The sequence below is a fragment of the Okeania sp. SIO2F4 genome (assembly GCF_010672385.1).
Classification (GTDB): domain Bacteria; phylum Cyanobacteriota; class Cyanobacteriia; order Cyanobacteriales; family Microcoleaceae; genus Trichodesmium.
In genome coordinates this window covers 1-14,186 of record NZ_JAAHGT010000149.1, presented here as the reverse complement: position 1 = coordinate 14,186, position 14,186 = coordinate 1, and the positions used below count along the sequence as shown (strand labels likewise).

The window sequence follows — 14,186 nt, the reverse complement described above, 5'->3', positions numbered from 1 at the left end:
CCGTGAGGCCAAAGACATATCCAGATTTTTAGACATAGCTATTCAAATAGCAGAAATTATCTATCAATTACACCAAAATCGAATTATTCATAAAGATATTAAACCCGCAAATATACTAATTAATCCAGAAACTAAGCAAGTAAAAATTATTGACTTTAGTATTTCTAGTCTTTTGCCAAAAGAAACTCAAACTATTCAAAACTACAGTGTCCTAGAAGGAACTTTAGCCTACATTTCCCCAGAGCAAACTGGTAGGATGAATCGAGGTATAGATTATCGAAGCGATTTTTATTCGTTGGGTGTAACCTTTTTTGAGATGTTAAATGGAGTCTTACCATTTGATACTACTGACCCCCTGGAATTAGTCCATTGTCATATTACAAAAACTCCTCCGACGCCAGACTCTCAAGTACCGACCGCCCTGGTAGATATCGTCCTCAAGTTAATGGCGAAAAATGCCGAAGACCGTTATCAAAGTGCCTTGGGTTTAAAATATGACTTGGAAAAATGTTTGAGACAATGGCAAAAAAAAGGAAAAATTGAGTATTTTGAGTTGGGAGAGCGGGATATCAGCGATCGCTTCCTGATTCCCGAAAAATTATATGGCAGGGAAACAGAAGTACAAGCTTTACTAGATGCCTTCGAGCGAGTAGCAATCCCCCCTCAATCCCCCCTGGAAAAGGGGGGAGGTTCAGAAATTATGCTAGTAGCAGGTTTCTCTGGGATAGGTAAAACAGTAGTTGTTAACGAGGTACACAAACCCATAGTCAGGCAGCGGGGATATTTCATCAAAGGCAAGTTTGAGCAATTTCAGCGCAATATACCATTTTATGCCTTCGTGCAAGCATTCCGAGACCTAATGGGGCAACTGTTGAGCGAAAGCGACGCACAATTGGAGGAGTGGAAAATTAAAATACTTAAAGCTGTAGGGGAAAACGGACAGGTAATTATTGATGTGATTCCGGAGTTAGAAAAAATTCTTGGTCAACAATCTGCAGTTCCCGAACTTTCTGGCAGTGCAGCACAAAATCGCTTTAATCTATTGTTTTCCAAATTTATTCAAGTATTTGCCACAGAAAATCATCCTCTAGTCATATTTATTGATGACCTTCAGTGGGCAGATTCGGCATCCCTGAAATTGATGCAATTGCTGATGAGTAATTCCGAGACAGGTTATCTATTATTATTAGGTGCTTATCGGGATAACGAGGTGTTTCCTGCTCATCCGTTGATACTGATGCTGGATGAAATTGTTAAGTCTGGAGGAACTTTAAACACTATAACTCTCGCTCCTTTAAGCCAAGCAGATCTAAATAATTTAGTAGCAGATACTCTCAGTTGTAATTTAGAAATGGCGTTGCCTTTAACTGAATTAGTCTATAGAAAAACTCAAGGAAACCCGTTTTTTGCTACTCAGTTTCTTCAGGGATTATACCAGGAGGGGTGGATTAGTTTTAATTTTGATGTCGGTTATTGGCAGTGTAATATGACAGAGGTGCGGTCTTTGGCACTGACAGATGATGTAGTAGAGTTCATGGCGATCAGGTTGCACAAGTTACCACAAAGAGCGCGGGAAATATTGAAGTTAGCCGCTTGTATTGGAAATCAGTTTGATTTGTCAACCTTGGCAGTGGTGAGCGAACAGTCTGAGCTAGAAGTGGCAAATAGTTTGTGGGGAGCATTGCAAGAAGGATTTGTGTTGCCCTTGGGCGATATTTACAAGTTTTTTCAAGGAACCGAGGAGAAAGAAAAAGCTTTACTTGAGGAGATTTCAGTAGTTTATAAGTTTTTACACGATCGCGTACAACAAGCGGCTTACTCCTTGATTCCTCAAGAGCGTCAACGTTATACTCATCTGAAAATTGGTCGCTTGTTGGCTAATCATACAAAACCAAGAGAAATTGAAGCGAATATCTTCAATATTGTTTCTCAATTTAATGCGGGAATAGAATTGGTAAGCCAGCAAAAAGAGAAAAATGAAGTCGCTCGCTACAACCTCATTGCCAGTCGTAAAGCTAAAAATTCTGCTGCTTATCAACCTGCTTGGAATTATGCCAAAATAGGGATTAATTTGCTTGATTCACAAAGTTGGCAAAATTGTTATCAACTGACTCTCGAACTTTACGAAGCATCAGTTGAATTAGCCTACCTCAATGGCGATTTTGAGACTATGGAAAAACTCTCAGAAATTTTCTTTAACAAGACTAAGACATTTCTCGAAAGAATCAAAATTTATCAAATCAAAATACAAGCTTGCGTTTCTCAAGACCGATTGTTAGATGGGGTGGAAATTGGTTTGAATGTTCTCAAATATTTGGGGGTAAACTTGCCGGAAAACCCTACCGAAGAAGATTTGCAACAAGGTATATCTGAAATTTATTTCCTCACTAGCGATCGAGAAATTCCAGATTTAGCTAATCTACCACAAATGACTAACCCTAATATCCTAGCAACTGTGCAAATTTTATCAAGTCTATTTGCTCTGACTTTTTTCACGAATCCAAATCTCTGCTGGATCACAGTAATTAAACAAATTATTCTCTCTGTGAAACATGGTAACGCCCCAGTATCTGCTTTTGCTTATGCTAATTACGGTATGATGAAATGTGGCATTTTACAAGACATCGAAATCGGCTATCAATTTGGACAGCTTGCTCTTTCAGTTTTATCTCAACTGAATGTTAGGAGTCTGGAAGCAAAAACACTCTATATTATTAATGTTGGTGTCTCCCATTGGAAAGAAAGCCTCCACGGCACCGTACCTGGTTTGAAAGAAGTTTATCTCAAAGGATTAGAGACAGGCGATTTCGAGTTTGCAGGTTATGGGGGTGTCAGCTACTGCTACTTTTCCTATATCCCTGGTAAAGAACTGAAAGAACTCAGTCAAGACATGGAAATTTATGGTTTAAAGGTGCAAGAAATTCAGCAAGAATCTTCTGCAAACCTTTTGCATATATTTTGGCAAGCCGTGACGAATTTGCAACAGGAATCTGAAGCACCTTGGAATTTAGATGGAGAAATATATAACGAACAGAAATTTCTGCCAATTTATCTTCAAAATCACAACTATTTAGCTTTGGCATATTTGTATTTTAATAAGCTGATGTTAGCTTACTTATTTAACAATTACCCTGAAGCAGGAGTCTTATGCATGGAATCTGAAAAGTATTTATCGGCTTTAACTGGAACTCCGGTATTGCCACCCTACTCTCTCTATAATTCCCTAACCAAATTGGTCTTGTATTCAGAGTCTACCCAGGAAGCACGAGAGCAAATATGGCTGCAATTAGCAGAAAATCAAGAAAAGTTGAAAGATTGGGCGCATCATGCACCAATGAATTGCCAGCATAAATACGATTTAGTAGAAGCAGAAAAAGCACGAGTGTTAGGAGAAAAATGGCAGGCGAGTGAATTATATGACCAAGCTATTTCATTAGCTCAAGAAAACGAATATATCCAAGAAGAAGCACTCGCTAATGAACTTGCAGCTAAATTCTACCTTGAGTGTGGCAAAGAGAAAATTGCCTGTATCTATATGCAGGAAGCCTACTACTGCTACGCCCGTTGGGGAGCAAAAGCCAAAACTGACGACCTAGAAAAACGCTATCCTCACCTCCTCATACCCATTCTCAAAAAGCCAAAACTTAGCTTCCTCTCCAGTGCTACTTTCACCAGTTTAACTCAAGGAACAATTTCCCAAACTAAAACAGAAGTAGGAGAAATATTAGACTTAGCTACAATTATGAAAGCATCACGCACCCTCTCAAAAGATATATCCTTAGATGGAGCAGTAGCTAATTTAATGCAAGTAGTCAAAGAAAATGCTGGTGCTGAAACTGTGGCATTGATGCTATTTACTGAACAAGAATTAATGCTGAGAGCTATTGTTACTGGGCAAGAAACTTTCACCTTTGCCCCTGTGAATATGGACACCAGTCAGGCAGTACCTTTAAGTATTATCAACCAAGTTAAGCGCAGCCAAAAGCCTTTAGTTCTTGATAACGCTATTAACAACAATGCTTATGCAGGCGATGCTTATATCCAAAAACACCAACCCCAGTCTGTTTTATGTCTACCCTTAATAGACCGCGGTAAGCTTATCGGCATTCTCTACCTAGAAAACAATCAAATTACTGGAGCATTTACCACCGAACGAGTGGAAGTATTAAGTTTACTTTGTTCCCAAGCAGCCATTTCTCTAGAAAACGCTCGTCTGTATCAGAAATCCCAGAATTACGCCCAACAATTAGAGCAAACACAACTACAACTTATTCAAAGTGAAAAAATGGCTTCCATTGGTCAATTAACTGCCGGAGTTGCTCACGAAATCAACAATCCAGTAGGTTTTATTTCGGGTAATATAGATTGCGCTTCTGATTATATCCAAGACATGATTAACCTATTGAACCTCTATCGCCAAACTTTCCCTGAACCAGGGGAAAAAATCGACGAAGAAATGGAGGCGATCGAGTTAGATTATCTGCTCGAAGACTTGCCTAAGACTATTGATTCTATGAAAGAAGGAACACAACGTATTGCAGAGATTAGTAAATCAATGAGAACTTTCTCTCGCGGGGATACAATAGCGAAAGTACCATTTAAGCTCCATGAAGGAATAGATAGCACCTTATTAATTCTCAGACACCGACTCAAAGCCAATGAAATTCGCCCCGAAATAGAAGTAGTAAAAAACTATGGAAATTTGCCAGAAGTTAATTGTTATCCAGGGCAATTAAATCAAGTATTTATGAATTTAATTGCTAATGGGATTGATGCCTTAGAAGAAAGTAATTATGGTAAAACTTTCGCCGAAATAAAAGCCTCCCCAAATCAGATTACTATTACCACAGAAATTGAGGATGAAAAACAAGAGGTAATTATTCGTATAGGAGATAATGGAATGGGAATGAGTGAGTCAGTGAAACAGAAAATATTTGAGCATTTATTTACCACAAAAGGAGTAGGAAAAGGAACAGGATTAGGCTTATCAATTTCTCGGCAAATAGTAGTAGAAAAACATGGAGGTAAAATAGCTTGTAATTCAGAACTAGGAAAAGGAACTGAGTTTATAATTAGTTTGCCAAATAATTAATAATTAGAAAAAAGGGAGTAGGGAGTAGGAGGAAATTTGGGCGTTGCTGAATAAATGTATGATATTAAAGGAGTCAAGAGTCAGGAGTCAGGAGGTAGAAAGGAGTTTTTTTCCGCAACTTTGGGTAGGTTCTAGGTATGATTTGCACTCTTAATTTTGGACTAAAAACTTAGATTCTTAGCAATTTCATACCGTATTTCAGCAATTCCACTAAATGAAACTAAATTATAGGAGAAAATTCAATGACAGAATTAATTAACGTTGCTAAAGCTGGAAATATTTCTCAAGTTGAAACTTTGCTGAGTGGGGATGTGGATATTAATGCCAGAGACTCGGAGGGTTCAACTGCTTTAATTGCTGCTGCTGAAGCTGGCCATGTAGAGATAGTGAAAAAATTGCTGGTTACTGGTGCAGATGTCAATGGCAATGATCCTGATGGTTGGGTCCCTTTGATGAGTGCTGCTGCTAGTGGCAACCAGGAGATTTTGCAACTGTTGTTAGATGCTGGTGCTGATGTTAATGCTACTACGAATTTTGGCTTGACTGCTTTAATGACTGCTGCTGGTAGTGGTCATATTAGTCTAGTGCAAATTTTACTAGACCAGGGAGCAGAGATTAAGGCGAAAGATAATAATAAATGGACCGCCTTAGTCTGGGCAAATTCGGAAGGTCATAAGAATGTGGTGGAGTTGCTGAAGCAGATGCGCGATGGTGAATGAGATTAATTTTTTTCTCAACATACATTCAACAATTAATAATTAATAATAATTAATTATTACCTCTTCTTTTCAAGAAGAGGATTGGAGAAAAATATTTTTTTCTTTTTTATTGCTGAAATTAGAGCCTTTCAACCTTAATTTTGCGGTAAAAATAAATAGTTTTTAACTAAATAATTTATGCAGCAACAAAACCGCCAACAAATTCCGATTTTCTGTCTGATTTTTTTGCCAGTTTTATTCATGGCAATTTGCATCCTCAAGTATAGTGTAAATTTTCCTTTTTCTGACCAATGGCCTCTAGCCATCATGTTTGAGAAAATCTATGCTGGTAATCTTTCTTTTAGTGACTTATTTTCTCAGTTCCATGAAAGTAGAAAATTTTTTCCTAGGCTAATTTTTATCGGTTTAGCTTATTTGACAAATTGGGATGTCAGGTATGAAATGTTGGTAATCTTTTTGTTGACTTGCATTGTTTCTCTAAATGTCTATTGGTTAAGTAGCTTAACTGTAAAAGGTGGTTTTGTTACTCAACTTTTTCTCTTAGCAATTTCTAATTTACTAATTTTTTCTCCTGCCCAATATGAAAACTGGCTTTGGGGAATTCAGGTTGTGGTTTATCTTCCTATTGCTTGTCTAACTGGCTGTTTAGTTATTGCGCAGAAAAAAATAAGTTTAATAAATAAGTTGATAATTTGTTTTTTTCTTTGTACGGTTAGCACTTTTTCTTATGCCAATGGAATGTTGACTTGGGTATTGGTTTTTCCAGGATTAACAATTTTAGCATCTGGAAAATGGCAGGAAATTTTTACTAAAAATATTTGGATAATTATTGGTGGTTTGTTGGGTTTAGTTATCAATGCAGTTGTTTATTTTTATGATTACCAAAAACCTGATAAACATCCGAGTTTCTTCTCAGCAATAAGTCATCCAGTTGATACATTTCATTATTTCCTAGTTTTTTTAGGTGCTCCTTTAGCATTTGAAAATTTAACTGTGGCAACAATAGTCGGAGTTTTGGTATTTGGTTTGTGGATGTTTCTCTGTTGGCAGTTTTTTCGATTCGTTAAAAGAGATTTTTTGTTATTACATCGTCTCATTGTTTGGCTAATAATTGGAGTTTATGCAATTATTAGTGGAGCTGTAACTGCGGTAGGTAGAGTTGGTTTTGGTGTTGGTCAAGGTTTGGCTCCAAGATATACAGCTTTTTCATTATATTTGATGGTGTCTTTGATTTATCTACTGACTATTTTTTTCCAGATAGCTAGTCAAAACAATACTCGGAAAAAGTTAATTAGATATAATTCCTTATTACTTATTACTGTTTTCTTAGCTTTACATATTAATACTACGATTAATGCTTTAGACAGGATGAGCGATCGCCGAATTATATTGCTTCAAAGTAAAGCTTGTTTATTGATGATAAATGTCATCCATCAAGATGAATGTTTGGTAATGAAAAGAAGTTCTGAACCTCTAAAAAAGACTGCTAATATTTTAGATAAATTAGGTTTTTTACAACCAGGATTAGTCAAGAGTAAAAATATTCAAGATATTGCACAAGAGCCAAAATCAGACTTAGTTTATGGTTATTTTGATACAGTAAATCAAATTGATAACCAGACTTATATTGCTAATGGTTGGGCAATATTACCAGAAAGAGGCGAAGTTGCTGATGGAGTAATTTTAACTTATGAAAATTCGGAAGGAGAAGCAATAATATTTAAGTTAATTAATCAGAGAACACCCAGACCTAGTGTGAGAGAATATTTTAATAATTCAACTTATTTATATTCAGGTTGGCAAACATCTTTTTCTATTGAGGAAATTGCCCAAGGAACAGTTAAACTTAAAGCTTGGGCTTTTGATACCGACACTGGTAAAGCATTTTTGTTGAAAAAAAATCAGATAATTCAGAATATAAACAACCGATAGAAACTATTTTTCAGAGGTAAATTTTTGGTAAGCATTCAGCCGTCAGCTAGCCTCTTGCCTCCTCCGGAGGAGCTGCGCTTTTCATGTCGCGTAGCGAAACAGAGGAGCTGCGCTAACAACTTCCGAGACAGATTTATATTTCACACCACACAATTAATTGTATCATAAATAGAATCCATAACGAGAAAATCTAATATCAACTCATTAAATAATTTCAGTATTAGTAAATATATTAAACGCAGCCAATATATTGAACATCTGAGTCAGTGGATGGAAATTTTTCCCAGAAACCAGTTTCTAATAGTGAAAAGTGAAGATTTATTTGCTACTCCTGAAACTACTGTCAATGAAGTTTTTGAATTTTTGGGAGTAGAGTCATATCAACTTCCACAATATCCACAAGTAAATCAAGGTAAATACCCTCCCATCTCTGAGTCAATTCGTCAAACTATGAATGATTATTTTCGACCTTTTAATCAACAATTAGAAGAATACTTAGATAGAAAATTCAATTGGTATTGTTGAATAAATAATTATTCTTACCGCCAAGCGATCGCTCCTTGGCCAAATACTAAAAAAGAGCGATCGCTCCTAGATATAAGCGATCGCTCTTAAAAGGTAGATCGTAAAATTGCAATTAGTAACCTTGAGGTTTTAATGCAGAAACATAGCCTCCATTTGCTTCTGCTGAAGAATAAGCAATTAACTCCGTACAAGTTGATGTACGTCGAGACCAATTCACTGCTATACACTCAGAATCGTTTTCACATAAGTTAGAACATTCTTCTGGGCTAGAAACATCAATAACTGCAAGCTGTCGGCCTCGGATAAATACATCAGGGGACAATGGTCCCATATCCTCTGCCAGAGCTGAGGTTACATTTCCCAGCATCGTACCGAAAAAAACCAATGCTACTAGCATGATTCCTGGGATCATTTTCCACAATCTTTCCATTTGTTTCTCCATATTGGGTGCTTTTCAAAAAATACTTTGAGAATATTTTGATCTCTCCCTCAGATGAAGACCTTTTTCTCTAATATTTTCTTAATTTTTCCTTCTCAGCAACTTTAGCGATCCAATAACTACAGACAATAATTGACCTTTCCTTTAGCATTTGAAAATTTCACTGTGGCAACAATAGTCAGAGTTTTGGTATTTTGAGTAACTAACAAAGCAAAAGTTGCGATCGCTTGAGACAGAATTCAGGAGATAGAAGTCAATAGTCAGGCAAGGATGCAAATAATTCAATTATACCAATTGGAAAAAAGTTGGGTAAATATCCGGAGTAGGGAATTGTAATAAGCAGAATTATCAGACTTCCCTACTTCTGATTTCTGCCATTCAGCAAGCATATAAGAATCTTCGAGCGAAATGGTATTATCCATAGCATGCTAAGATAATGTTGTGAAAATAACTGTATTTTTGAGCAGATAATTTTTATGACTCAAAGCCTTTCCCGAATCATGAAATTTTTGAGATTAGTATTAGTTGCCTTCCTAATGGCAATACTTGTAAATATGGGTATCTCAGTGGCGCATCGTCCACATGATGTTGTCACACACATTGAAGTATCACCAAATTATCAACAAGATCAAACAGTATTAATTGTTGTTAGAAATAACCTGTATCGTTCATCTGATGGAGGCGCTTCATGGCAGCGTATTACTCAGGGTTTAGATTATTCTAGTTTGTTTATCACAGATATAGAGTTGAGCCAGCAAAATGATGGTTTGGCATTTCTGGGAACACGTGGAGATGGAATCTACCGCTCATCAGACAAAGGACTTACCTGGCAAAATACCAGTAAAGGTTTAGATGAACTTGTTATAGACCATATAATTGTTTCACCGACTTCATCAAAGATTGTCCTAGCAAGTATATCCGATCGACTCTACTTAACTCAAAATTCTGGGGAGAGTTGGCAACAGGTCTTCCAAAGTAAAAGTCCTATTGAAACTCTTGGTTTTTCTAATGATGGCAAATTAGTCATTGCTGCCAATACAAAGGAACTTTTGGTCTCTCGCGACAGCGGAGCAACTTGGCAAGCTAGCGATCGCGCTGCATCTGGCGTACCACTAGATAGTCCAATTGTTGCTATTGAGTCTATGGTAGTTGGACCAGTCAGTTCAATGTGGCTGGCGACGGAAACCCAGGGTATTTTTCAAACCACTGACCAAGGCAAAACTTGGAAAAAACAGGTAAGTCCGATTGCCAATGAGCTTGTTAAAGATATCAAAATTATTCCAGGTTCCCAAAATGAACCACAACTGTTTGTTTCCACAGCAAATACTGGGTTATTTTACTGGGATGGCCAAGAATGGCAACCCAGAACTCAGGGACTCATAATCGATCCCCAAGCTGAAGATATGAAGCAACCTAGCTTTACTGAGCTGGAGTTCTCTACAGATGGCAGCGTCAGTTTCCTAGCAGGTTTTGATGGTCTGTTCAAGTCTGAAGATCGTATGATTTATGCGAAGCATTAAAAATCACTATGAAAAATATTGATTATTCTGTAGTTATTCCCATTTTCAACGAATCAGAAATTATCCCTGAACTCTGGCGAAGATTATCAGATGTTTTAGACAGACTTGATGGGAGTAGTGAAGTAATTTTTATAAATGATGGGAGTGTAGATAATTCTTTTGAACTGCTAAAAGAAATAAGTCATAAAAGTCAAGAAGTAAAAATTATTAGCTTTTCCAGAAACTTCGGTCATCAATGTGCTTTATCTGCTGGAATAGATCATGCTAATGGTAAAGCAGTTATTCTAATGGATGGAGATTTACAAGATTCTCCAGAAGCAATTATCAGTTTTTCGCGACTTTGGCAACAGGGATATGATGTGGTTTATGCTATTAGAAAAAACCGCAAAGAAAAATGGTTAAAACGATTAGCATTTAAAAGCTTTTATTACATCCAAAGAAAGTTATCAGGAATTGTAACTCCCATGGATGCAGGAATCTTTTCTTTAATGGATAGAAAAGTTATTCTAACCTTACGGCAAATGCCAGAACGCAATAAATATTTAAGTGGCTTAAGAGCTTATGCTGGATTTAAACAAATAGGAGTTTATGTAGAACGGGGTCCTCGATATAGAGGTGAGCCTAAAGTGTCAGTTTCTAAGTTATTTAAACTTGCTTTTGATGGGATATTTTCTTTTTCTACAATTCCTCTAAAAATGGCAACTATTCTAGGTTTAGTATCGGCAATTGTATCTTTTATTATTGGCTTAATTGGTCTTTACGTTAAATTTATTTTAGGGCAAGAATTTCTCTCCTGGGCTTATGGTTTAACTACTACTTTTTTTATGGGAGGAATTCAACTACTTTCTTTAGGAATTATTGGAGAATATATCGGTCGAATTTATGATGAAGTTCGCCAAAGACCTTACTATATTATTAACGAAAAAATTGGCTTTGAGGAATAAAAGTAATTTGTAAGCATTTCCTGCGGAATGCTGGGCAAACAGTCTTCAGACATTTATTGTCTTGAAATTATTACTATTACCTGGGTAATGATTGATTTGTACAGAGTGATTAGTGCTTTAATTACAACTACTGGAAGGATGGCTTTATAAATTGAATAATATCTTGATTCAAAAAATATAACTTTTTGTTTGTATTTGATTGTTCCTATAATTCATTAGTAATGAAATTCTACCAATTACCATGCATTAATGCTATACTTCAGCTATACTTCAATAGTCAAATATTTACCAAGATTCAAAGTCTGTTTTTAACAATTATTAGTCGGTTAGTGTAGATTATTCCTACTTTTACCTCTCCCCCCACCTCCCACGCTCCCCACACTTCCCCACCGAATCAGGTATAGCAAGATTTTTGAGAAATGGTATTATAGATAGCTGCTTAGGCAATCAAGTTGATGGCGTATTTGAGAAATTAACAAAACTAGATAATAATATCTATATCAAGTCTAAAACTCCTTTCATTAATGGATAATTACCTCTGGTTAAAACCGTAACGGAATTGAATATCAGGAAATTCAAGAGCACTTTTCTCGCATTGGTGATTGGATATGGGTAGGTTTCCTCAGCATCCCATCCTACGGAAAGCTTTCCTATCGGAATGCTCCGCAAACGCAATTCAAGTCGCTCCGCAAAACGACCAAGAGAAAAGAGAATATTCGCCAAGGTCAAGCCTCCTTATTGCAGAGGTACTGAATTGCGCAGTTCCGACCATAGGAGGCTAACTGATAACTGATAACTGAAATGACCCAGATGATTAAAAGAAAAAAAATACTAAACAATAACTTGCTGATTTTACATTTGATCGGCATAGGTTTAGTAATATTGCCAGCAGTTGTAATTGGAATATTAATTATTACTTACAGCGTTAATATTCCCTATTGGGACCAATGGAATCTCATGCCTCATTTATTTATCAAAATTTCCCAAAATTCTTTGTCATGGCAAGACTTAATTGCTCAACATAATGAAAGTAGAAAGCTATTTCCACGTCTAATTTTTCTCGGACTAGCATATTTAACTAACTGGGATGTGAGATATGAAATGCTGGCAATATTTTTGTTAGCTTGTCTAGTTTCTCTAAATATTTATCGCCTCAATAGATTAACCGTAAAATTTAAGATATTCCCAACTTTACTCATAGCTTTTTTAGCAAATATTCTGATATTTTCTGCAATTCAATATGATAACTGGTTTTGGGGAATTCAATTAGTAGTTTTCATGCCTATTGCTTGTATTACTACTGCAATTTCCGTTGTTTATTCTCGCCTCAATCTTAGATATAAATTCTTAATTTGTATGATGCTTTGCATCATCAGCACCTTTTCTTATTCTAATGGCATGATAGCTTGGGTAATTATTTTACCTGTACTAACATTAGTTGCAGCAAAATCAAGGTCAGATTTACTGAAACAAAAATGGTTATTCTTAGGTTGGATAGCAGTTTTTATTACAATATAATTATCTATTTTTATGATTATCGTAAACCAGAAGTTAGCCCTAGTATCATACCAGCATTTCAGAATCCAGAACAAACTTTACAATTTTTCTTAGCCTTTATTGGTTCTCCCTTGGGTTCTGGTTATCAAATATCTCCTCTAATTTATTCGACATTTATTGGTGGAGTAGAAATAGCAATATTTTTCTGTTTATGCCTTTACCTAATCAAACATATTCAAGACAATTCTCTGTTAGAGAGAATGATAGGTTGGATAACGATTGGTTTCTACTCAATAGTTAGTGCTTTAATAACTTCTGTTGGTAGAGTTGGTTTGGGAGTTGAAACTGCTTTGTCTTCAAAATATACAACATTTTCTATCTATCTAATCGTTGCTATTATTCACTTATTACCAATAGTTGTTAGTCATATTTATAGTCAAACATATCTGCAAAAATCCCAAGTATGGCTCCATAAAATTACTGCTGTAGTTGCTATATTGGGATTACTTGTTTTAAATGGGGAATCATTTACTTACAGTCTCAAGGAAATTCAGAGTATATATCAATTAAGAATGGATGGAAAAACTTGTTTGTCATTTATTAATCTCATAGAAAATAAGTATTGTGTTGCAGAAAAAATTTTAAATAATTATGATGATATCAAATATTTAGCCAATCAACTTAATAACCTCGGAATGTTAAAACCTGGTTTAGTTATCGGCGACAATATTGAAGCGATCGCCTCAGCAAACTCGAAGTCGATTGCTACTAAAAAACAGAAAGGTAAAAGGTACGGTTCATTAGATTCAATAATGCCTTTAAATAATTGGTATTTTGTCAATGGTTGGGCATTTTTACCAGAGCGAAATGAACCTGCTGATGCCATTATTTTAACTTATAAAAATCAAGCAGATGATTGGATTATATTTGATATTTTAATGTCTGCTCAAACTCCCAGAGAAAGTTTAGTTCAACTATTTAATAATCCTGCATATTTGAATGCTGGTTGGGAAAAAACAATTGCTGGTAAGCTTTTACCAAAAGGTCAGTGGAAAATTTCAGCTTGGGCGTTTGATGCTAAAGTAGGTAAAGCTTATAAATTAGATAGAAATCATCTGATTAACAAAAATTAAGTGTTGTTTACTATAGTTACTTACCGAAAAATTAAGGTTTAAAGCCTCTCACTCGCCGTGGAGAAAAAAGCGGTCGGAAAGCGGAGCATTCCGAAGGATGGGATGGCGAACTTCGAAGCGGCTCTGTCAAGAGCGGGTCTCCTCGCTTGCCTCCAATCGACCAAGACAGCGGTCGGAAAGCGGAGCATGACCTAGGATGGGATGGCAAGGTTTCCCTCTGAATGCAGAGCCGCGTTTCATGTCGCGTTTGCGCAATTATTCCGTAGGAAAGCGAAACACAATTCAAGTCGCTCCGCGTTTCGCTGCGCGACATGAAAAACGCGCGTTGTGCGGAACGCTAAACGCCATATCCAATCTCCCAAGAGAGAACAAAAAAAGTCCTTTA

Annotated in this window: 11 protein-coding genes; 9 read left to right on the top strand and 2 right to left on the bottom strand. The window is 36.3% G+C overall.

The genetic code is table 11. The features are described 5' to 3' along the window. The 4 genes from F6K22_RS12085 to F6K22_RS12070 all read left to right on the top strand — a co-directional run. Window positions 1–5,092: trifunctional serine/threonine-protein kinase/ATP-binding protein/sensor histidine kinase (locus F6K22_RS12085; RefSeq protein WP_293097572.1), on the top strand; the 5,092-nt coding region annotated here is incomplete at its 5' end. A 242-nt stretch (window positions 5,093–5,334) separates the two neighbouring features. Continuing rightward, on the top strand, window positions 5,335–5,811 hold the full coding sequence (locus tag F6K22_RS12080; RefSeq protein WP_293097569.1) for an ankyrin repeat domain-containing protein: 477 nt from the start codon (window positions 5,335–5,337) through the stop codon (window positions 5,809–5,811). Between the two features lie 177 nt (window positions 5,812–5,988). After that, entirely contained in the window at window positions 5,989–7,743 is a 1,755-nt protein-coding gene (locus F6K22_RS12075) for a hypothetical protein (RefSeq protein WP_293097566.1), read from the top strand. A gap of 168 nt (window positions 7,744–7,911) precedes the next feature. Beyond that, the gene (locus F6K22_RS12070) at window positions 7,912–8,268 is read left to right on the top strand and encodes a sulfotransferase domain-containing protein (protein WP_363273393.1); all 357 of its coding nucleotides are present in this window, start codon (window positions 7,912–7,914) and stop codon (window positions 8,266–8,268) included. Between the two features lie 112 nt (window positions 8,269–8,380). On the opposite strand, the gene F6K22_RS12065 is transcribed toward F6K22_RS12070, so the two are convergent. Beyond that, the gene (locus F6K22_RS12065; RefSeq protein ID WP_293097563.1) at window positions 8,381–8,698 is read right to left on the bottom strand and encodes a PAN domain-containing protein; all 318 of its coding nucleotides are present in this window, start codon (window positions 8,696–8,698) and stop codon (window positions 8,381–8,383) included. Window positions 8,699–8,988: 290 nt separating this feature from the next. Next, window positions 8,989–9,129 carry a hypothetical protein gene (locus F6K22_RS12060; protein WP_293097560.1) on the bottom strand — a complete coding sequence of 47 codons (141 nt, stop codon included), beginning with the start codon at window positions 9,127–9,129 and terminating at the stop codon, window positions 8,989–8,991. Between the two features lie 54 nt (window positions 9,130–9,183). On the opposite strand from F6K22_RS12060, the gene F6K22_RS12055 reads away from it, so the two are divergent. From F6K22_RS12055 to F6K22_RS12035, 5 genes are all read left to right on the top strand, one after another. Then, window positions 9,184–10,227, top strand: a complete 1,044-nt coding sequence (locus tag F6K22_RS12055; RefSeq protein ID WP_293097557.1) for a WD40/YVTN/BNR-like repeat-containing protein — start codon at window positions 9,184–9,186, stop codon at window positions 10,225–10,227. Window positions 10,228–10,235: 8 nt separating this feature from the next. Continuing rightward, on the top strand, window positions 10,236–11,171 hold the full coding sequence (locus tag F6K22_RS12050) for a glycosyltransferase family 2 protein (RefSeq protein WP_293097554.1): 936 nt from the start codon (window positions 10,236–10,238) through the stop codon (window positions 11,169–11,171). Between the two features lie 801 nt (window positions 11,172–11,972). After that, on the top strand, window positions 11,973–12,689 hold the full coding sequence (locus tag F6K22_RS12045) for a hypothetical protein (protein WP_293097551.1): 717 nt from the start codon (window positions 11,973–11,975) through the stop codon (window positions 12,687–12,689). Beyond that, on the top strand, window positions 12,647–13,801 hold the full coding sequence (locus F6K22_RS12040; protein WP_293097548.1) for a hypothetical protein: 1,155 nt from the start codon (window positions 12,647–12,649) through the stop codon (window positions 13,799–13,801). Before F6K22_RS12045 ends, F6K22_RS12040 begins: the two co-directional genes overlap by 43 nt. A 196-nt stretch (window positions 13,802–13,997) precedes the next feature. After that, the coding region (locus F6K22_RS12035) for a hypothetical protein (protein WP_293097545.1) at window positions 13,998–14,186 on the top strand (189 nt) is incomplete at its 3' end.